Below are 17,797 nucleotides of genomic sequence, written 5' to 3'. Positions count from 1 at the left end.
TCATCAACAGCGGTCAACAGGTCCGCGCCTGGCCCAGTTCTATCACCGATATACCGGTCTGTGGGGTGATCGTCCGGACTGACAGGCCAAACGTGACCTTGGCGCCTGAGACGCGCCGATCAGTAGATGTTCGACGGCCCGACCGGCTCGTCACCGCGCATGCTCGCGATCTGCGTGCGCAGGGCGATGTCGTCCCAGAGCCGCACCTCCTTGACGATGCGGCCCTCATGCAGCGTGAACTGGGAGATGCCGAGCAGGTCGACCGGCTTGCCGGTGAGCGGCCCGTAGTTCGGCACGCCCGTGTAGTCGCCGACGAACTTCCACGTCACGGCGACGCGCGTGCCGGCGTAGCGGACGTCGTGATGCGCCTGCACGTCGCGCACCTCGAAGCGCCCGGCCGGAAACGACTCCAGCAGCGAGAGCAGCGCACGGCGGTATCCCTCCGGCCGGATGATGTGCCGGTTCCCCACGGTGAGCAGGGTGAGGTCGCGATGGAAGAACGTCTCGACCGCATGCAGGTCGCGGTCATTCCACACCGTGCGGATCATCTCGAGCACCGCCTCCACGTCGGCGCGGTGCTCGTCGGGGCGGGCGCCGGAGTCGCCGGCGGAGATCGGGTCGGCGGGCGCGGCATCCGCCCAGGTGGCCACGTACCCGCGGAAGGCGTAGTCGCGCGCCACCTCGTCGGGGTCGAGCCCGTCCTGCAGCGCCTCGGCGAGGGTGTCGCGCACGACCCACTCCTCCACCATGCGGCCGCGGCGGTACAGGCAGTTCGCGATGGTGCGGCTCACCCGCGGCGACAGCAGGTCGCCCACGACCACGAGGTGCGAGCTGAGGAACGCGTCGTGGCCTCGCGCCTCCCAGACGATGTCCTCGGTCTGACTCACCCGGTCGGGCGCCTCCGCGATGCGCATCAGCGTGCCTTCGAGCACCTCATCGCGGGTGGTCGCGGTGCCGAAGCCGCCGTGCACGATCGAGTCGGGTTCGTAGTTCTCGCGGATGAAGCTGATCGACCGGTCGACCCAGATGAGGTCGGTCACCTCGCGGATGAAGTCGTCGGGGTCGGTGTACGGCTGGTAGGCGACGGGGTCGAGGGTCACGGTTTCACTCCTGGTCGGGGCGGGAAGAGGGAGGCGAGGGAGTCGGCGACGGAACGCCAGCGATCGGAGAACTCCGCCGCGCGGGCATCCGACCACTGCGGTTCGAACGTGTGCGAGGGCGACCACGCGACGATCGCCTCCTCGAGGGCGAGTTCCGGATTCATCGCGCAGCGCGCGAGGGCCGCAGCGCCGAACGGGGTCGCGTGCGGCGAGGGGTAGACGTCGACCGGGATGCGCATCAGATCAGCAACGGCCTGCATGAGCACGCGGCTCTGCGTGAGGCCGCCGTCGACGCGCAGTCGCTGCAGCGGCCGGCCGAGATCGGATGCCATGGCTCGGGCGAGCTCGGCGACCTGCGCGGCGATGCCCTCGAGCACCGCGCGCACGAGGTGCTCGCTTCCCGTCGACAGCGTCATGCCGGTGATCGTGGCGGTGGCATCCGGCCGCCACCACGGAGCCGCGAGTCCCGCGAACGCCGGCACGCAGAGCACGCCATGCGCATCATCGGCGGCGACCCGGTCGAGGTCGGCGGCGGTGTCGATGAACTCGAGCTTCTCGAGCCACTGCACGGCGGATGCCGCGGTGTAGACCTGCCCGTCGAGGCAGTAGGTGTTTCGGCCGCCCTGCTGCCAGGCGACCGACGACGACAGGCTCGCCGTCGACCGCACGGCCGTGCTCCCGGTGTTCGCGAGCAGGAAGGCGCCGGTGCCGAAGGTGCACTTGGCCTCGCCCGGCTGCAGACAGTTCTGCGCGACGAGCGCGGCCTGCTGATCCACGATCAGACCGCCGACGGCTGCTTTCGCACCGAACGCCGTCGTGGAACCCGCGATGTCGTCGCAGGCCAGGATGGTCGGCATCCGCTCGTCGGCGAGTCCGAAGAGGTCGAGCAGTCCGGCATCCCACGTCGCGGTGTCGAGGTCGAGCACGAGCGATCGGCTGGCGGTCGAGGCATCCGTCACGAACTCCCCGGTCAACTGATGCAGCAGCCAGGTGTCGGATGTCGTCACGACGCCTTCGCGGGTGACGTTACGGCGGAGCCAGGCCTGCTTCGGCGCGCTGAAGTACGGATCGAGCACCAGGCCCGTACGGGCGGCGATGTCGTCGGCGTGGTCCCGCAGCTCCGCGCACACCGACTCGGACCGGCGGTCCTGCCACACGATCATGTTCGACAGCGGCACGCCCGTGTCGGGATCCCAGGCCAGCACGGTCTCGCCCTGGTTCGCGAGCGTGACGATGTCGATGTCCGCTCTCGCCTGCTGGGCGGCGATGCGGCCGGCGCGCAGCACGGAGTCGAGCACCGCCTGCGGATCGTGCTCGACGCCGCCGCCCGGCAGATAGGTCGGGCGCACCGACACCTCGCTGAGCGCCAGCACCTCGCCTGCCGCGTCGACGACGACGGCCTTCGTGCCGGACGTGCCCTGATCGATCGCCAGAACGGTGGTCATGGGATTCCTCTTCAGGCGGGGGTGCGACGGTGATGTGCGGTGCGCAGCCACCAGGGGCCAGCGGATGCCGATGGCGCGGCGACCGTCGGCGGACGGAGCTCGCCCACGTCGATGCCGAGTTCGGGCAGGAGATCGGCGACGTGGTCGGCGATCCCGAGGGATGCCGTGAGGCCGGTGGATCGGATCGCGGCGACGTTGATCAGCCGATCGTTCTCCACCGACCGTCCGATCACGTAGTTGCTGCCACGCCCGGCCGGACGCAGGCCCGCATAGCTCGCGACCGGTTCGAGCCCATCGAGTGCCGGGAGCTGCTGCACGGCCTTGGCGAGGATCTCGTCGCGCGCCTCGGGGCGCACCGACCAGTCCTCCTTGTCGTCGAGGTCCACCGCCGTGGGTCCGGCGATCACCTTGCCGTCGAGCGTCGGGAAGACGAGCACGCCCTTCGTGCGCTTCGTCGGCACGGGCAGGATGATGCGGTCGAGCGTCTGGCCGTCAGGCAGCTCGAACACGAAGAACTCGCCCTTGCGCGGATAGATCTCGAACGAATCGTCGCCCATGAGGCGTGCGATGTCGTCGGCATAGAGCCCCGCGGCGTTGAGGGCGGCCGCGACCTCGAAGCGCCGGCCGTCCGCCGTCTCGAGCAGCAGGCCGTCGTCGATCGCGGAGATCGCGGTGACCCGGGCATCGAGCTCGATCCGCGCTCCTGCGGCGACGGCCGATGCGGCGAGCGCGAACGCGAACGCCACCGGGTCGCTGACCGACTCCCCCGGCACGAGCAGGGCCCCGTCGGATTCCCGCACCTCGACCGGCACGCCGTTCGCAGCCGCGTTCGCAGCGAGAGCGCGCACGGTCTCGTGATCCTCGGGCGTATGCGGTACGAGTTCGGCGCCGGCAGAGATGACCGGCACGCCGAGCGCATCGAGGATGGCCGGACGGATCTCTGCGGCCCGCAGGATCAGCTCCGTCTCGAGCTCGCCCGCAGTCGAGTCGAAACCCGTGTGCAGGATGCCGGAGTTCGTGCCGCTCGCCCCGAGGGCCAAGGCCGGCTCGGACTCGAGCAGCACGGCATCCACCCCTCGGTGGGCGAGCGTGTAGAGCAGGGCCGATCCCACGATGCCTCCGCCGATGACGGCGACGGGGCGGGACGGAGGGTGCGACGACATGGTGAGTCTTCCCGATCGAAGTGACCACAGTTGGTATATACCAAGAAGCTATTGCGTGGGGTCGTGTCTGTCAACCTCCATCCGTCGATTGCCAAAGCACTACATCCGTTGTAGTTTCAAGTGCGACACCTGTTGTGAATGGAGAGATCATGCGAGAACTCGTCTACTACGTCGCCGTCAGCCTCGACGGCTACATCGCCGGCCCACAGGGCGAGTACGACGGCTTCCTGATGGAGGGCGACCACATGGACGCCATCAACGAGCGCTTCGCCGACACGATTCCGACCCATATCGCCGCGATGCTCGGTCTGCGTCAGGAGCGCACCGCTTTCGACACCGTGTTGATGGGCTGGAACACGTATGAGATCGGCAAGACGCAGAGTCCGTACAACCACCTCCGGCAGATCGTCTTCAGCCGCGCGCACACGGCGGAGGGAGAGAACCTCGAGGTGACGGCCAAGGATCCGCGCGCCGTCGTCCAGCGGCTCAAACGGGAGGACGGCGGGGCGATCTGGCTCTGCGGAGGCGGGGCGCTCGCCGCGACCCTGGCCGAGGAGATCGACCGGCTCGTCCTCAAACGCCAACCGCTGCTCTTCGGCGACGGCATCCCCCTGTTCGGCGACCGGCCGTACCGCCCCGAACGATTCGAGCCCGTCGACACGACCGCGTATCAGTCGGGCGTCGTCGTGTCGGAGCTCGTCCGCCGACGCGAAGGGTGACGGCCAGCGGGTAGCGTGTCAGCGTGAGCACGGACGCGGACCCCTCCCCCTCGGCGAGGACCGGCGAGCCCGCGTATCTGCGCATCGCGACCGCACTGCGCTCCCGCATCGAGTCCGGCGAGTTCGCCCCGGGCGCTCCGCTGCCCCCCGAGCGCGATCTCTGCGTCGAGCTCGGCGTCAGCCGCATGACCCTGCGCCGCGCTCTCGGCGTCCTGGAGCAGGACGGCCGCGTGCACCGGGACGCGACCCGCGGCACCTTCGTCTCCGCTCCGCGCGTGCAGCTGCGCCTCGGATCCTTCTCGCAGGAGGTCGCTCGCGCGGGGCGGAATCCAGGGGCCGAGCTGTTCTGGGCCGAGGAGCGTCCGGCCGACGCCGAGGTCGCCGCCGGACTCGGCGTCTCCCCCGGGCATCCGGTCTACGCGCTGCAGCGCCTGCGGCGCTCCGACGACGAGCCGCTCGCCGTCGAGACGACGTACTACCGCGCCGACCTCGTCCCCGGACTGCTCGACGGCGACCTCACCGGCTCGCTGTGGGAGGAGATCCGCCGCCGGTTCGCGCTGCGACTCGCGCGCACGTCGGCCGAGCTCGAGGTCGTCGTGCTCGACGGGGAGAAGAGCGCGCACCTCGGCGCACGTCAGGCGGCCGGCGGGCTGCAGCTCACCCGCCGCACGTTCATCGACTCGGGCGAATGCGTCGAGTACGCCGTCGACGTGTACCGCTCCGATCGGGTCTCGCTGCTGATCGAGCGGTCCGTGGACGACGAGTGATCACCGTCTTCGATCTCGACGGGGTGCTCAGTCGCTCCGACACGATGGCGACTCTGGTCTTCGCGCGGCTGCGCGCGCGACCCTGGCTGGTGTTCCCGATCGGGGTGCTCTCTGCGGTCGCCGCGCTGGCGAGCGCCGAGGGGGCGCTGAGACCTCGGTGCAATCGGGCCGTCGTGCACGTGGCGCTTCGGGGGATGTCGGAGGACGAGTATCGAGGGCTGGCGACGCGCACGGCGGGGAGGCTCGCCTCCCGGCCGGGCAACGTGACCGCCGAGATCGTGGATGCGGCTCGTGCAGCGAGCGACGCCGGTGCGTGCCTGGTGACGACGGCGACCGAGAAATTCCTCGCGCAGCGGTTCTTGGCGGACATCGGATTACACGGCGCGGAGGTGCACGCGTCGGAGTTCGTGTTCTCGCCCGCCGGGCCGAGGTTCCGGACGCACAACGTCGGGCAGCGGAAGGCCTTCGCCTTTCGGGCCGCGCATCCGACGGGACGCATCGGACGTTTCTACACCGACTCGGCGAGTGATCTGCCCCTTGCCGAGCTCGCGCGAGACATCGTCCTCGTCGGGCCCTCGCCTCGATCGGCGACGGCGTTCACACGTACCGGAATACGATTCCGCCGGGTGGACTGAGACCCTTCTTCCGACTGTCGCGGATTGCTAGCATTGTGCTGTCAAGGAGGTGCAGCATGGCTACGGTGACGATCCGGAACCTGAGCGACGAGGTGGTGGCCGCGCTCAAGGAGCGCGCGCGACGCAACTCCCGTTCCATGGAGGCCGAGGCGCGCGAAGCGCTGATCAAGCTGGTCGATGAGAACGACGAGAGCGGTATCGAGCAGAACCTTGCACGACGGCTGCCGCCGAGGCGCTGGTCCGTTCCGGCGGAAGAGATCATGGCGTGGGTCGACGCCAATCCGGCGTCCGAGGAAGAGAAGCAGGCGGCGGCGGAGTGGGTGGAAGAGCTGCGCGCGGAGCGGGAGAACCCGATCTTCGACTACCGGATCCAGGACCCCTGGGAGCGCAATGCTCCTGCTTGACACGAACGTGCTCATCCAGATCAAGGACGTGCGGCTGCCGTTGGAAGACGTCGTGCTGAGTGCGCTCACCTACGCGGAGTTGCGCTTCGGCGTCGAAGGAGCAATCGACCCCCGAGCGCGACGTCGGAGGGTGGCAGATCTTGCGCGGGTGAACGCGATGTTTCCGACGCCGTGGTTGCCCTTCGATCAGAACGCTGCCGAGTCATACGCTCGCCTTGCCGCCCGTGTGGCGACGCGGCGCGCATCCCACGCTCGGAGCACCGACATCATGCTGGCCGGCCACGCGAATGCCCTGGGTGCGAAACTCGTCACATTCAACACGAAGGACTTCGAGCTCGTCGCCGACGAGGTTGAGATCGTCGTGCCCGAGCTCCGCTGAGCCCGAGCTCCGCTGATCGCGGCTCCGCGTCAGCCGCGCGCCGCCCACCATTCGCGCAGTCGCTCCTCGGCGACCTCGGCCCCGAGCACTCCCTCGTCGAGCCGCAGCTCCAGCAGGAAGCGATAGGCCTCGCCCACCTCGCGGCCCGGCTTGATGCCCAGCACCTCCTGGATGCGGTTGCCGTCGACCTCCGGTCGGATCGAGTCGAGCTCCTCCTGCTCGCGCAGCGCGGCGATGCGCGACTCGATGTCGTCGTAGGCGCTCGCGAGCCGCTGGGCCTTGCGCTTGTTGCGCGTGGTGACATCGGCGCGCGTGAGGATGTGCAGACGCTCGAGCAGGTCGCCAGCGTCGCGCACATAGCGGCGCACCGCGGCATCCGTCCATGCGCCCTCGGCGTAGCCGAAGAAGCGCAGGTGGAGTTCGATGAGGGTGGCGACGGCATCCGTCGTGTCGGTGTCGAAGCGCAGCGCCTGCAGGCGCTTGCGTGCCATGCGCGAGCCGACGATGTCGTGGTGGTGGAAGGTGACCACCCCGCCGTCCTCGAGCTTGCGGGTGCGCGGCTTGCCGATGTCGTGCAGCAGGGCGGCGATGCGCAGCGGCACGTCCGGAGCGGCGCCCGGATGCCGCGAATGCTCGAGCGCGATCGCCTGGGTGAGCACGGTCAGCGAGTGCTCGTAGACGTCCTTGTGGTGGTGGTGCTCGTCGACCTCGAGGCGCAGGGCACTGACCTCAGGAAGGAACTCGTCGATCAGATTCGTCTCGACCAGCACGCGGATGCCGCGCACCGGGTCTTCGGACTGCATCAGACGCACGAGCTCCGACTGGATGCGCTCCGGGCTGACGATGTCGATCGTATTCCGGAGCTGCTCGATCGCGTCGAACGTGTCGTCGTCGACGCGGAACCCGAGCTGGGCGCTGAAGCGGGCGGCGCGGAGCATCCGCAGCGGGTCGTCGCCGAACGAGATCTTCGGGTCGGCAGGCGTGCGCAGGACCCCGGCGACGAGGTCCTCCACGCCGCCGGTCGGATCGACCAGCTTCACGGCGGGAACCTGCAGCGCCATCGCATTGACCGTGAAGTCGCGGCGCACGAGGTCGCCCTCGATCGAGTCGCCGAACTCGACGGTCGGCTTGCGGGTCACGCCGTCGTAGCTGTCGGCGCGATAGGTCGTGATCTCGACCTGTTCGCCCTGTACGCGCGCGCCGATCGTGCCGAACGCACGACCGATGTCCCACTGCGCGGTCGAGACCGGCTTGACGATGCGGAGGATGTCGTTGGGCGACGCATTCGTCGTGAAGTCGAGGTCGTGCGTCTCCCGCCCGAGCAGGGCGTCGCGCACCGGACCGCCGACCACGGCGAGGTCGAAGCCCGCCTCGGCGAACGACGTCGCGAGAGTGCGGACGACCGGATTCTCGGCGAGCGCACCGAGACGGAGGAGGCCGTCGGCCATGTTGAGCATGGGTTCCAGCGTACCGGGGCGACTGCGGGCGTATTCTGACGAGCATCATGCAGCTCAGCGATTTCCCGCCTCCCGCCACGCCCGCCGCTCGCGCAGCTCGGTTGCTGGCAGAGCGATACCACTCCGAGTCGATTCTGAACCACGTGATCCGGTCGTGGCTGTGGGCCGAGGGCTTCGCCGCCGTCGAGGAACGCAGCGACATCGATCACGAGCTGTTGTATGTGTCGGCTCTGCTGCACGACATCGGCATCGTGCCCGAGTACGACAACGTGAACCTGTCGTACGAAGAGGCAGGCGGACACGTCGCCGTCGCCCTGACGACGGGCGCCGGATGGGAGGCGGATCGCAGCACGCGTGCACTGGAGGTCGTCATCCGCCACAACTGGCCGTCCGTCGATCCGGCGATGGATGTCGAGGGCTACCTGCTCGAGACCGCCACGGCGCTCGACATCTCCGGTGCGCGGACCGAGGCTCTTCCGGCATCCTTCCTCGATGAGGTGCTGGCCGAGTACCCGCGCCTGCAGCTGGCACGGGAGTTCGGCGACGGCGTCACCGATCAGGCCGCGCGCAAGCCGCACACGTCGGCGCGGCGACTCGTCGACGGCGGTGTGGTCGGAAAGCTGGCGAACCACCCGCTCGAACGATCGGTCTGAGCAGGAGGGCGTGACGCATGCATGACGTGATCGTGGTCGGCGCCGGACTCGCCGGGCTCCGCTGCGCCGGGTTGCTCGCCGCGCAGGGGCTCGACGTCGTCGTGCTCGACGCGGCAGACGCTGTCGGAGGACGCCAGCGCACCGACATCGTCGACGGGTTCCGGGTGGATCGCGGCTTCCAGGTGCTCAATCCGGCGTACCCGGCGCTGCGCCGCAGCGTGGACCTCGGTGCTCTCGCTCTGGGGAGCTTCCCGGTCGGCGTGCGGGTGCGCACGGAGTACGGGACGGCCGAGCTGCGGCATCCGGTGCGGCATCCGCTGTCGCTCGTCACCACACTGCGCAGCGGGCTGGTGAACGCCGCGGATGCCGTCGCGCTGGCGCGCTGGGCTGCGCCGGCACTCGTGCGTCCGCTCTCGCGTCTCGCGCAGAACGACGTCTCCGTGCGCGAGGGGTGGGATGCCGCCGGGCTCCGCGGCCCGCTCCGCACCGCCGTGCTCGAACCGTTCCTCGCCGGAGTCCTGGCAGAGCGCCGCGGAGAGACGTCGAACGCGTTCGCCCAGCTGCTCGTCGGGTTCTTCGCGCTCGGCCGCCCGGGCCTGCCCGCGCAGGGTATCGCCGCGGTCCCGGAGCAGCTCGCTGCGCGCGCACGCACGGCCGGCGCCGACATCCGTCTCGGTTCCGGGGTCGAACGCGTGTCCGCACGCGGTGACGGCATGCAGGTGGACGTGGTCGACGGCGACTCGGTCCGTGCCGCTCGTGTGGTCGTCGCGGTCGGACCCGATGCGGTCGCCGATCTCACCGGGCTTCCGGGGCCGACGACCAATGGCCTGCAGACCTGGTGGTTCGCAGCCGTCGAACCGCCGACCACGTCCGCGCTCCTCACCGTCGACGGACGTGGGCCCGGCCCCGTCGTGAACACGGTCGTGATGACGCACACCGTGCCCTCGTACGCCCCGGCCGGACGACACCTCATCGCCGCGACCTGCCTGCTGCCGCGCGACGGCGATGCCGCCGAGGAGAACGACGTCCGCCGTCACCTGAGCGACATCTGGGGTGTCGACGTCCGCGCGTGGGAGCTGATCCGGCGGGACGACATCGCGGATGCGCTGCCGGCTCAGCCCGCACCGCTGGGCGCGGCACGGTCGCCGCGCTACGCCGATCGTCTGTACCTCGCGGGCGACCATCTCGACACCGCCTCGATCCAGGGTGCCCTTGCGTCGGGCGAACGTGCCGCGCGCGCGGTCCTCGCTGACGCCGGCTCGCTGGGACCCTCGGTCGCGGCGCCCAGCTGACTCTGCTATTCCCTCGGCACGTTCCGGACATTGATGAGGTACGTGAACAGGGTGAGAACGGCGAAGATGCCGATCATTCCCCATGGTGCGAACGAGAGGTCGTGCTGAGAGAACAGTTCGGCCACGAGGTAGCCGAGGGCGGCGGCGATGCCGGTGATGATGGCCCAGAGCAGAACTCGACCCTTGGAGCTGTACGCGTTGCGGCTTGTCATGATGATCCCCCGGATCGTGTCGGTGTGCCCGTCGGTGCTCACCCTAGTGAGATACGGGTGCCGTTGACCACAGCCGGGGCGATCGCCCATCTTCGCGCGCACCCGCCGTCGTGTCCACCCCATCGGCTCAGCGATATTCCGCGCCTACGATCGCCTCATGCACACACGCACAATCGGCAACGACACCACGGGCCGCGTCGACGTCGGGGCGATCGGTCTCGGCCTGATGACCTTCGACCAGACCGGCCACCAGCCCCGCGAGCAGCTGCTCGACACGGTCCGCGCCGCGCTCGACGCCGGCGTCACCCTGTTCGACACGGCCGACGCCTACGGGCCGGGTGAAGAACTCGGTGCCGACGCGCAGGGCGAGAACGAGAAGCTCATCGCCTCGATCCTCGACGAGCTGGGCGTGCGCGACCGTGTGTTCCTCGCGACCAAGGGCGGTGCGTTCCGCACCCACGGCGGCGGTTGGGCCATGGACGGGAGCCCGGAGCATCTTCACCGCGCGGTCGACGCGAGCCTTTCCCGACTCGGCGTCGACCAGATCTCGCTGTGGCAGCACCACCGACCCGACCCGAAGGTCGACTATGCCGAGACCATCGGCGCGCTGACCGAGATCGCCGCGAGCGGCAAGGTGCGGATGATCGGGCTGTCGAACGTCGACCCCGGCCAGATCCGGGCGGCGCACGAGGCGCTGGGCGACAGTCTCGTGAGCGTGCAGAACCAGTTCAGCCCGAAGTTCCGCAGCAGCCGGCCCGAGATCGACGTCTGCACCGAGTTGGGTCTGGCGTTCCTCCCGTGGAGTCCACTGGGTGGGCTGTCGGATGCCAAGGAGCTGGCCGAACAGCATCCGACGTTCCAGCAGGTGGCCGAGTCTCGCGGCGTGAGCGCGCAACAGGTGGCGCTGGCCTGGGAGCTGGCTCAGTCGTCGGTCGTCATCCCGATCCCGGGGGCCAAGCGAGCGCAGTCGATCCGCGACTCCGCCGCGGCCGCCGACCTGGTCCTGACCGACGACGAGCTCGCCGCGCTCGACCAGGACTGAGCGCGCCGGGGTCATAGTCTCGATACATGTCTGACACTTCGCCTGCTGCTCGGCATCGCGTCATCTACTCGACCGTGTACACCAGCGCGGCGTCCGTCCCGTTCGACGCCGACGACCTCAAGGACCTTCTCACTCAGAGTCGATCTGCCAATGAAGCCGCAAATGTCACCGGAGTGCTCCTCTACCGGCAGGGTCGTTTCGTGCAGTATCTCGAAGGCGACGAGGCGACGGTGCGGGAGCTCGTCGATCGCATCGGCGCGGACCCCCGGCATGGCGGCTTCCGCGTGCTCGTCGATGACGAGCACGACTCCCGCTTCTTCCCGCAGTGGACGATGGGTTTCGTGAGCGAAGAAGCCGAGGCCGCTCTCATGCCGATCGGATTCCGCACGGCCTTCAACGACATCGACGTGCTCGACGAAGACCCTCCGGCCGCGTTACGGGCGTTCCGCCAACTCAGCCGGATGTTCAGAGATCGCCCCGGGAACTGACCGCAGGATCCCACGCTCCCGTTCAGAACAGCGGGTTCTCGCCCTTGGCCTGAGCGATGGCCCTCGTGCGCGCCTGGATCAGCCGCAGCAGGAGCGTGCTGAGCAGGAACCCGCCGACGACGGCGACGGCGACGAGGTACCAGATGCCCTCTTCCGGATCGATCAGTTCGAAGCCGTAGATCACCGCGACGAGCACGGCGAGGACCGCTCCCTCGATCAGCGCGAACCTGACGAACAGCCGGGTCTGACGGCGGCCGTAGTCGAGGACGACGGCACGGACACGGGCATCGATCGAAGAGTCGTCAGCGGAGGTCATGAGCCCACCATTTCGGAGAGTTCGCGTCTCTCGAAGTCCTCCAGATCGCGCCGGGCCAGGCGACGTAGGACGAGCGCCGCGACGATCCCGAGGGCACCCCACGCCCACAGCGAGCCGACGGCCACGGTCTCGGGGATCATGCGGAATCGGAACGTGAGCACCATGACCATGAGCCAGGGAACCATCAAGCACGCCACCAGCAACCACCACCGGAGCATGATGCGAAGCCACAACTTTCGCCACACGCGCCACTTCTCCGGATCGTTCTGCACAGCAGTCGGAGGGCTCGACAGCGAGAGCGGCACGCGTCGCGGCTTCTCGGAATCGGACATGTCCACATCGTAGTGAAGACCAGCGCCCCGGCATCCGCTCTGTTCATCTCTTCGTCGCCCTGACGTCAGCCCGACGTCATCCGTCTTCGATGGTCTGAAGGGGCCTCGTGCGGCTGAGCACGAAACCCCCACCTCATGAAGGACTGACATGACCTCCCCCACCCCTGCGGTGCGGTGGCGGCGTCGCGGACTGACGTCCGTCGCGCTCCTCGCCCTGCTCGGCGGCGCCGTCGTCGCCCCCGCGGCCTTCGCCGCACCGGATGCCGCACCCGAGGTGCCGACGGGATCGCTGATCACCGGCGACACCGCCTGGCACTACCTCGACGACGGCTCCGACCCGTCTCCCGCGCCCGCCGCACTCCGGGATTGGACGCTCCCCGCGTTCGACGACAGCGCGTGGAAGACGGCGACCGGATCCTTCGGCGCCAAGAACGGCACACTCGCCGCGGTCGGCCCCGTCACGCCGAAGACGCTCCTGAACCACTACGTCGACGGCACCAAAGCCCCGACCGTCCCGACGTACTTCTTCCGCAGCACCTTCGAGCTGGAGGCGGGCGTCGCCGAGCAGGTCGCGTCGCTCTCGAGCTCGATCACGTACGACGACGCGATCGTCGTCTGGATCAACGGCGAAGAGGTCTCCCGCTTCGTCGACGGCCGCATCACCGACACCACGAATGTCGAGTACGCGGGCGACTCGAACGGCGACCCGCTCACGAGCACCATCACCGCCGAGGGCGACGTGCTGCAGGACGGCACGAACACCATCGCCGTGGCGCTCTTCCAGGACCGCGAGACGAGCTCCGACATCTACTTCGACATGTCGTCGCTCACGCTGGTGAAGGCCTCCGACCCGGGTGCTCCGGTCATCGCGCCCCCGACGCGCGTCATCCTGACGCCGACCGAGCAGCCCGAGATCTCGCAGTCGATCTCCTGGCTCGCGGGCGACGCCTCGCACACGATCGGTCAGGTCGAGATCGCGCCGGCCGCCGGTGGCGAGACCCGCACCGTCGACGCGTACGACGCGGGCGTGGTGAACGGCAACCCGAACCATCACTTCTCCGCCACGGTCACCGGCCTCACCGCCGCGACCGACTACCGCTACCGCGTGGGTCTCCCGGGCAGCTGGAGCGAATGGTTCGAGTTCACGACCGCCGACCCGAACGCGACCGACTTCCAGTTCGTCTACTACGGCGACGCGCAGATCGGTCTCGACACGACGTGGCCGAGCGTCGTCAAGCAGGCCGAGGCGAACGCCCCGCGCTCGATCGGCTCGGTGCACGCCGGCGACCTGATCAACACGTCCAGCAACGAGAACGAGTGGCTCAACTGGTTCAAGGGCATGGAGGACTCGGCGGTCAGCACCAACGTGATGGCCGCTCCCGGCAACCACGAGTACTCCGGCGACAAGCTGCTCACGGCGTGGAAGGCCGCGTTCGAGTACCCGCACAACAACCCGTCGATGGACTCGATCGGCGACCTGGCCGATCTCGCGAAGGGCGACACCGAGGTCGCGGCGCAGTACCGCTCGCTCTTCGAGCACTGGAGCGCGTTCGCCGCCGAGACCGCCTACTACACCGACTACCAGGACGTGCGCTTCATCACTCTCAACGCGACGCGCGACGCGACCTTCCTCACCCCGCCGGCGCTGCCGTCGTGCACGGGTGCGGACTGCCCGATCAACAAGGGCGAGGAGCTGTGGATCCGCTTCCAGGGCGCCTGGCTCGACCTGCTGCTGCAGAACAGCCCGTCGAAGTGGAACGTCGTCACGTTCCACCAGCCGGTATTCTCGGCATCCGAGGGTCGCGACGAGCCGAAACTGCGCGCCGACTGGGTTCCGGTCTTCCAGCGCAACGACATCGACCTGGTACTCATGGGCCACGACCACACCTACGCCCGCGGCTACGTCAACACCGACGCGACCGAGACCCCCGGCCTCACCACCGGACCGGTCTACGTCGTCTCGAACTCGGGCGCGAAGCACTACGAGCTCGAGACCCCCGAGAAGAACGTCTGGACGAACAACGGCGCCACCCAGGTGCTGCGCGGGCAGGGCGTCACCACGTACCAGGTGATCGACGTCTCGAACGACCAGCTCGTCTACCGCTCGTACCTCGCGGAGAAGCAGCCGGATGCCACGACCGAGCTGCCTGTCGGTGCGGTCTATGACACGTTCACGATCACCAAGTCGGATGCCGGTGAGAAATGGGTCACCGAGGCCGGGGTCACTCCCCCGGTCACGGAGCCCGAGGTCCCGGCCGAGATCGAGCTGGGTGCGGCATCCGTTCAGGCGGGCAGCACCGTCACGGTGTCGGGCTCGGGCTTCGCGGCGGATGCCGAGCTGCGTCTCGAGCTGCGCTCCGACCCGGTCGACCTCGGTACGGTCACGGTCGGTTCGGCCGGCGCGTTCTCGCGCACCGTCACGATCCCTGCGGCGACCCCCGCGGGAGTGCACACGCTCGCCGTCATCCTCCCTGACGGTATGGAGGTCACCGCCTCGCTCACCGTCACGGCCGCATCCTCGGGTGGCGGAGCGGTGACGCCCGGCAACGGAGGGGCCTCGGCGGGCGACCTGGCGACCACGGGTGCCGACAGCACTCCGTACGTGATCGCCGCCGTCGTGCTGCTCGTGCTGGGTCTCGGTCTCGTCGTGCTGCGGCGTCGCCGGCAGCACGCCGAGTAGGTCCGCAGCGTCTGTGCAGAAGGCGTCGTCGGGGCTTCGGCTCCGGCGGCGCCCTTCTGCCGCACCATCTGGGTGGCGATCAGGCTTAGAGGATTGCCGCGCGGCACGTTCCTGGCTGCACTCGAGCGCGCCCACGCTCTCGTCGCGATGCCAGACCCGATGCCTGTGCCGGCGGGGCGATCCTCCGCCGCGCCCTCCGCTTTAGGATGAGGCCATGCGCTTTGGCTCTCGCCTCGTCCTCGCTTCCGCCGCGGCAGCCCTCCTCGGTCTTTCCCTCGCCGCGTGTGCCCCGGCGATCTCGGACGGTTCAGCGACAGAGACGCCTGCGCCGACATCCACCGCGGCCGCCTCTCCGTCCCCCTCCCCTGTGGATCACGTCATCGAGATCTCGGTCGACGGCTTCTCCGTCGACGACGGACCTCTCGTCACCTTGCACGACCCGGACGGCGCTGTGGCCGCCCTCACGGACGCGTTCGGATCGGGCCCGACCGAAGGACCCGTCGAAGGGCCGTACGACACGGTGTACTCGGGATACGAGTGGCCCGGAACCAAGGCGACCGTCCGGGAGACCCGCATCGACCTGGTCGTGACCGAGGATGCGCCCGGAGTGACGTTCCGTACCCCGGAGGGCATCGGAATCGGTTCGACGCGCGCTGAGGCGATGGCCGCAGGCGCCGTGGACGGATGGGACGAGGACGGCGACGGCATCGCCGACTATCTGAGCATCGGGGTCCAAGAGGTTCCCGGCACATCGTCGCTCGTGAATCCCGGTCAGGTCGGCGTGGAGTACATCGACCTGAAGATCACCGGCGACGTCGTGACGCGCCTCACCACCGGCGGCAACGACTACAGCGACATCTGACGTCCGTCGGCCACGCGACAAGCCCTCGCGCTGCCGCGGGGTGTCCCGCACTGTCCCGGCGACCCGGCCCGGTCGTAAGATCGGCCTCGTGACCGAAGACACCCCGCGACCCGTCCCCGATCCCTCCCGCCGAGGGTTCCTCAAGATGGGCGGGGCCGCGCTGGCGGGCGCGGTCGTCGGCGGAGCGGGCGGAGCGGCCATCGGAGCGACGGTCGCTGCCGGCCACCGCGACGGCTTCGCATCCGACCCCGACCCGTTCGCCGCCCTCACTCCTCGCAGCGAGCCCGGGTTCGACCACCTCGTCGTGGTGATGGGCGAGAACCGCTCCTTCGACAACCTGCTCGGCTACCTGTACTCGAAGGACACCCTGCCTGCGGGCGAGACCTTCGAGGGCCTGGCGTTCGGGTCGCACAGCAACACGGCGTCCGACGGCACCGTCGTCGAGGCCCATATCCATCAGGGCGCCACCGACCGCATCATGAGCCTTCCCGACCCGGATCCGGGCGAGGAGTATCCGCACGTCAACACGCAGATCTTCGGCACGATCGATCCGAAGACGAACGCCGACCTCTTCGTCGACGAGATGGAAGCGCCGTTCAACGCTCCGACGAAGGGCGAGAAGGCGACGATGTCGGGGTTCCTCGAGGACTACATCATCAACGTTCGGCGTCTCCGTCGCGGTGCCGCGCCGAAGCCCGAAGAGGCCGCGCACATCATGGGCTCGTTCTCTCCCGAGATGCTGCCCGTGCTGTCGACTCTCGCCGCGGAGTTCGCGGTGTTCGACCACTGGTACGCGGGCGTGCCGTCGCAGACGTTCTGCAACCGGTCGTTCTTCCACGCCTCGACGTCGCACGGCTTCGTCACGAATCAGGGCGGCGACGGGTACCGGAAGTGGCTCGACGCCCCGGCGGCCCCCACGGTCTTCAACCGTCTCGAAGACAAGAAGCTGAGCTGGAAGATCTACCTCGACAAGCTGCAGCTGGTCTCGTTCACCGGGATGCTGCACGCCGCCGTGCTGGAGAAGTACTGGCGCACCGAGCACTTCGGCACCATGGAGGACTTCTACGCCGAGGCGAAGGCCGGGAAGCTGCCCGCCTACGCATTCATCGAGCCGCGGATGGTCTACGACCACAACGACTTCCACCCGCCGTTCGGCGCCGTGCGGGAGAGCACGGACGGCGGCGAGGAGATCTTCGACAGCGCGGTGTCCGACGTGCGCGCCGGCGACCGACTGATCCACGACATCTACGAGGCGGTGCGCACGAGCGCGTCGCCGCAGGGTTCGAACGCCGTGAACACCTTGCTGCTGATCACGTTCGATGAGCACGGCGGATGCTACGACCACGTGCCCCCGCCCGCTGCGACGAAGCCGACGCCCGACACGAAGGCCGGCGAGATGGGCTTCACGTTCGACCGGCTCGGCTGCCGGGTGCCGGCGATCGCCGTGTCGGCGTACACGAGGCGCGGCTCGATCATCCACGACGAGATGCATCACGGCTCGGTGACGGCGACCCTCTCGCGGCTGCACGGGCTGAAGCCGCTCAACGACCGCGACCAGTCGGCCAACACGCTGCTCAACGTCGTGAACCTCGACAAGCCGCGGCATCCTGCCGATTGGCCCGTCACGACCCCGGCCTACACCCCGCCCAACCCGGAGGAGACCCCGCCGCAGCCGAACGAGGCGGATCACACGAAGCCGCTGACGCCGCCGGCCCGCGGCCTGCTGGGTCTGCTCATCGCGCGTTACGGCAAGCCGGGCGAACCCGAGCCGGAGACGTTCGCCGATGCCTACCGGCTGCTCCACGAGCACGGCGAGGAGCTGTTCGGTCCGCCCAAGGCCAGCTGATGAAA

At 68.9% G+C, this 17,797-nt stretch carries 19 protein-coding genes; 12 read left to right on the top strand and 7 right to left on the bottom strand.

Going from position 1 to position 17,797, the window contains the following annotated elements:
* Nucleotides 1-119: 119 nt before the first annotated feature.
* From DW306_RS04885 to DW306_RS04875, 3 genes are read right to left on the bottom strand one after another with little or no spacing between them, the layout of a single operon-like run.
* Entirely contained in the window at nucleotides 120-1,100 is a 981-nt protein-coding gene (locus DW306_RS04885) for an ester cyclase (protein WP_136054523.1), read from the bottom strand.
* Entirely contained in the window at nucleotides 1,097-2,545 is a 1,449-nt protein-coding gene (locus tag DW306_RS04880) for an FGGY family carbohydrate kinase (RefSeq protein WP_136054522.1), read from the bottom strand. The genes DW306_RS04885 and DW306_RS04880 overlap by 4 nt, the downstream gene beginning before the upstream one ends.
* Nucleotides 2,546-2,556: 11 nt before the next feature.
* Nucleotides 2,557-3,708: an FAD-dependent oxidoreductase gene (locus DW306_RS04875; RefSeq protein ID WP_136054521.1), complete on the bottom strand. Its 1,152-nt coding sequence runs from the start codon at nucleotides 3,706-3,708 to the stop codon at nucleotides 2,557-2,559.
* Between the two features lie 149 nt (nucleotides 3,709-3,857).
* Here DW306_RS04875 and DW306_RS04870 point away from each other — a divergent pair, with 149 nt between their 5' ends.
* From DW306_RS04870 to DW306_RS21205, 5 genes are read left to right on the top strand one after another with little or no spacing between them, the layout of a single operon-like run.
* On the top strand, nucleotides 3,858-4,427 hold the full coding sequence (locus DW306_RS04870; protein ID WP_136054520.1) for a dihydrofolate reductase family protein: 570 nt from the start codon (nucleotides 3,858-3,860) through the stop codon (nucleotides 4,425-4,427).
* A 23-nt stretch (nucleotides 4,428-4,450) separates the two neighbouring features.
* Entirely contained in the window at nucleotides 4,451-5,194 is a 744-nt protein-coding gene (locus DW306_RS04865; RefSeq protein WP_136054519.1) for a GntR family transcriptional regulator, read from the top strand.
* Nucleotides 5,191-5,829 carry an HAD family hydrolase gene (locus DW306_RS04860; RefSeq protein WP_168429233.1) on the top strand — a complete coding sequence of 213 codons (639 nt, stop codon included), beginning with the start codon at nucleotides 5,191-5,193 and terminating at the stop codon, nucleotides 5,827-5,829. The genes DW306_RS04865 and DW306_RS04860 overlap by 4 nt, the downstream gene beginning before the upstream one ends.
* A gap of 56 nt (nucleotides 5,830-5,885) precedes the next feature.
* Nucleotides 5,886-6,233, top strand: a complete 348-nt coding sequence (locus DW306_RS21210) for a hypothetical protein (RefSeq protein WP_168429232.1) — start codon at nucleotides 5,886-5,888, stop codon at nucleotides 6,231-6,233.
* Nucleotides 6,220-6,612, top strand: coding sequence for a PIN domain-containing protein (locus tag DW306_RS21205; RefSeq protein ID WP_168429231.1), 393 nt, complete (start codon nucleotides 6,220-6,222; stop codon nucleotides 6,610-6,612). Before DW306_RS21210 ends, DW306_RS21205 begins: the two co-directional genes overlap by 14 nt.
* A 29-nt stretch (nucleotides 6,613-6,641) precedes the next feature.
* Here DW306_RS21205 and DW306_RS04850 read toward each other — a convergent pair whose 3' ends face one another.
* Nucleotides 6,642-8,069, bottom strand: a complete 1,428-nt coding sequence (locus DW306_RS04850) for a CCA tRNA nucleotidyltransferase (RefSeq protein ID WP_136054516.1) — start codon at nucleotides 8,067-8,069, stop codon at nucleotides 6,642-6,644.
* Between the two features lie 47 nt (nucleotides 8,070-8,116).
* Between DW306_RS04850 and DW306_RS04845 the strand changes: the two genes are divergently transcribed.
* Nucleotides 8,117-8,722: an HD domain-containing protein gene (locus tag DW306_RS04845; RefSeq protein WP_136054515.1), complete on the top strand. Its 606-nt coding sequence runs from the start codon at nucleotides 8,117-8,119 to the stop codon at nucleotides 8,720-8,722.
* A 17-nt stretch (nucleotides 8,723-8,739) separates the two neighbouring features.
* Nucleotides 8,740-10,014: an FAD-dependent oxidoreductase gene (locus DW306_RS04840; protein ID WP_136054514.1), complete on the top strand. Its 1,275-nt coding sequence runs from the start codon at nucleotides 8,740-8,742 to the stop codon at nucleotides 10,012-10,014.
* A 5-nt stretch (nucleotides 10,015-10,019) separates the two neighbouring features.
* On the opposite strand, the gene DW306_RS04835 is transcribed toward DW306_RS04840, so the two are convergent.
* The gene (locus DW306_RS04835; protein ID WP_136054513.1) at nucleotides 10,020-10,268 is read right to left on the bottom strand and encodes a hypothetical protein; all 249 of its coding nucleotides are present in this window, start codon (nucleotides 10,266-10,268) and stop codon (nucleotides 10,020-10,022) included.
* 115 nt (nucleotides 10,269-10,383) lie between these two features.
* Here DW306_RS04835 and DW306_RS04830 point away from each other — a divergent pair, with 115 nt between their 5' ends.
* Both DW306_RS04830 and DW306_RS04825 read left to right on the top strand, forming a co-directional pair.
* Nucleotides 10,384-11,268, top strand: coding sequence for an aldo/keto reductase (locus tag DW306_RS04830; RefSeq protein ID WP_136054512.1), 885 nt, complete (start codon nucleotides 10,384-10,386; stop codon nucleotides 11,266-11,268).
* Nucleotides 11,269-11,294: 26 nt separating this feature from the next.
* Nucleotides 11,295-11,756: a BLUF domain-containing protein gene (locus DW306_RS04825; RefSeq protein ID WP_136054511.1), complete on the top strand. Its 462-nt coding sequence runs from the start codon at nucleotides 11,295-11,297 to the stop codon at nucleotides 11,754-11,756.
* A gap of 22 nt (nucleotides 11,757-11,778) precedes the next feature.
* On the opposite strand, the gene DW306_RS04820 is transcribed toward DW306_RS04825, so the two are convergent.
* A complete protein-coding gene (locus tag DW306_RS04820; protein WP_136054510.1) occupies nucleotides 11,779-12,072 on the bottom strand; it encodes a hypothetical protein in 294 nt (97 codons plus the stop codon).
* Nucleotides 12,069-12,404, bottom strand: coding sequence for a hypothetical protein (locus DW306_RS04815; RefSeq protein ID WP_136054509.1), 336 nt, complete (start codon nucleotides 12,402-12,404; stop codon nucleotides 12,069-12,071). Before DW306_RS04815 ends, DW306_RS04820 begins: the two co-directional genes overlap by 4 nt.
* Before the next feature lie 148 nt (nucleotides 12,405-12,552).
* Between DW306_RS04815 and DW306_RS04810 the strand changes: the two genes are divergently transcribed.
* From DW306_RS04810 to DW306_RS04800, 3 genes are all read left to right on the top strand, one after another.
* Nucleotides 12,553-15,084, top strand: coding sequence for a metallophosphoesterase family protein (locus tag DW306_RS04810; RefSeq protein ID WP_136054508.1), 2,532 nt, complete (start codon nucleotides 12,553-12,555; stop codon nucleotides 15,082-15,084).
* A 367-nt stretch (nucleotides 15,085-15,451) separates the two neighbouring features.
* Entirely contained in the window at nucleotides 15,452-15,946 is a 495-nt protein-coding gene (locus DW306_RS04805) for a hypothetical protein (protein WP_136054507.1), read from the top strand.
* An 88-nt stretch (nucleotides 15,947-16,034) separates the two neighbouring features.
* Complete coding sequence (locus DW306_RS04800) at nucleotides 16,035-17,792, top strand: alkaline phosphatase family protein (protein WP_240747061.1); 1,758 nt, start codon at nucleotides 16,035-16,037, stop codon at nucleotides 17,790-17,792.
* The last annotated feature ends 5 nt before the right edge of the window (nucleotides 17,793-17,797 follow it).

The organism is Microbacterium sp. K24 (assembly GCF_004794465.1).
Lineage (GTDB): Bacteria > Actinomycetota > Actinomycetes > Actinomycetales > Microbacteriaceae > Microbacterium.
The sequence above is the reverse complement of the archived record's forward strand: the minus strand, read 5'-3'. Positions and strand labels throughout refer to the sequence as shown.

Bases quoted from the DNA above. Each gene is read 5' to 3' on its own strand.
- DW306_RS04850 (WP_136054516.1), bottom strand. From the start codon at position 8,069: ATGCTCAACATGGCCGACGGCCTCCTCCGTCTCGGTGCGCTCGCCGAG.
- DW306_RS04870 (WP_136054520.1), top strand. From the start codon at position 3,858: ATGCGAGAACTCGTCTACTACGTCGCCGTCAGCCTCGACGGCTACATC.
- DW306_RS04815 (WP_136054509.1), bottom strand. From the start codon at position 12,404: ATGTCCGATTCCGAGAAGCCGCGACGCGTGCCGCTCTCGCTGTCGAGC.
- DW306_RS04845 (WP_136054515.1), top strand. From the start codon at position 8,117: ATGCAGCTCAGCGATTTCCCGCCTCCCGCCACGCCCGCCGCTCGCGCA.
- DW306_RS04880 (WP_136054522.1), bottom strand. From the start codon at position 2,545: ATGACCACCGTTCTGGCGATCGATCAGGGCACGTCCGGCACGAAGGCC.
- DW306_RS21210 (WP_168429232.1), top strand. From the start codon at position 5,886: ATGGCTACGGTGACGATCCGGAACCTGAGCGACGAGGTGGTGGCCGCG.
- DW306_RS04810 (WP_136054508.1), top strand. From the start codon at position 12,553: ATGACCTCCCCCACCCCTGCGGTGCGGTGGCGGCGTCGCGGACTGACG.
- DW306_RS21205 (WP_168429231.1), top strand. From the start codon at position 6,220: ATGCTCCTGCTTGACACGAACGTGCTCATCCAGATCAAGGACGTGCGG.
- DW306_RS04825 (WP_136054511.1), top strand. From the start codon at position 11,295: ATGTCTGACACTTCGCCTGCTGCTCGGCATCGCGTCATCTACTCGACC.
- DW306_RS04840 (WP_136054514.1), top strand. From the start codon at position 8,740: ATGCATGACGTGATCGTGGTCGGCGCCGGACTCGCCGGGCTCCGCTGC.
- DW306_RS04820 (WP_136054510.1), bottom strand. From the start codon at position 12,072: ATGACCTCCGCTGACGACTCTTCGATCGATGCCCGTGTCCGTGCCGTC.
- DW306_RS04830 (WP_136054512.1), top strand. From the start codon at position 10,384: ATGCACACACGCACAATCGGCAACGACACCACGGGCCGCGTCGACGTC.
- DW306_RS04875 (WP_136054521.1), bottom strand. From the start codon at position 3,708: ATGTCGTCGCACCCTCCGTCCCGCCCCGTCGCCGTCATCGGCGGAGGC.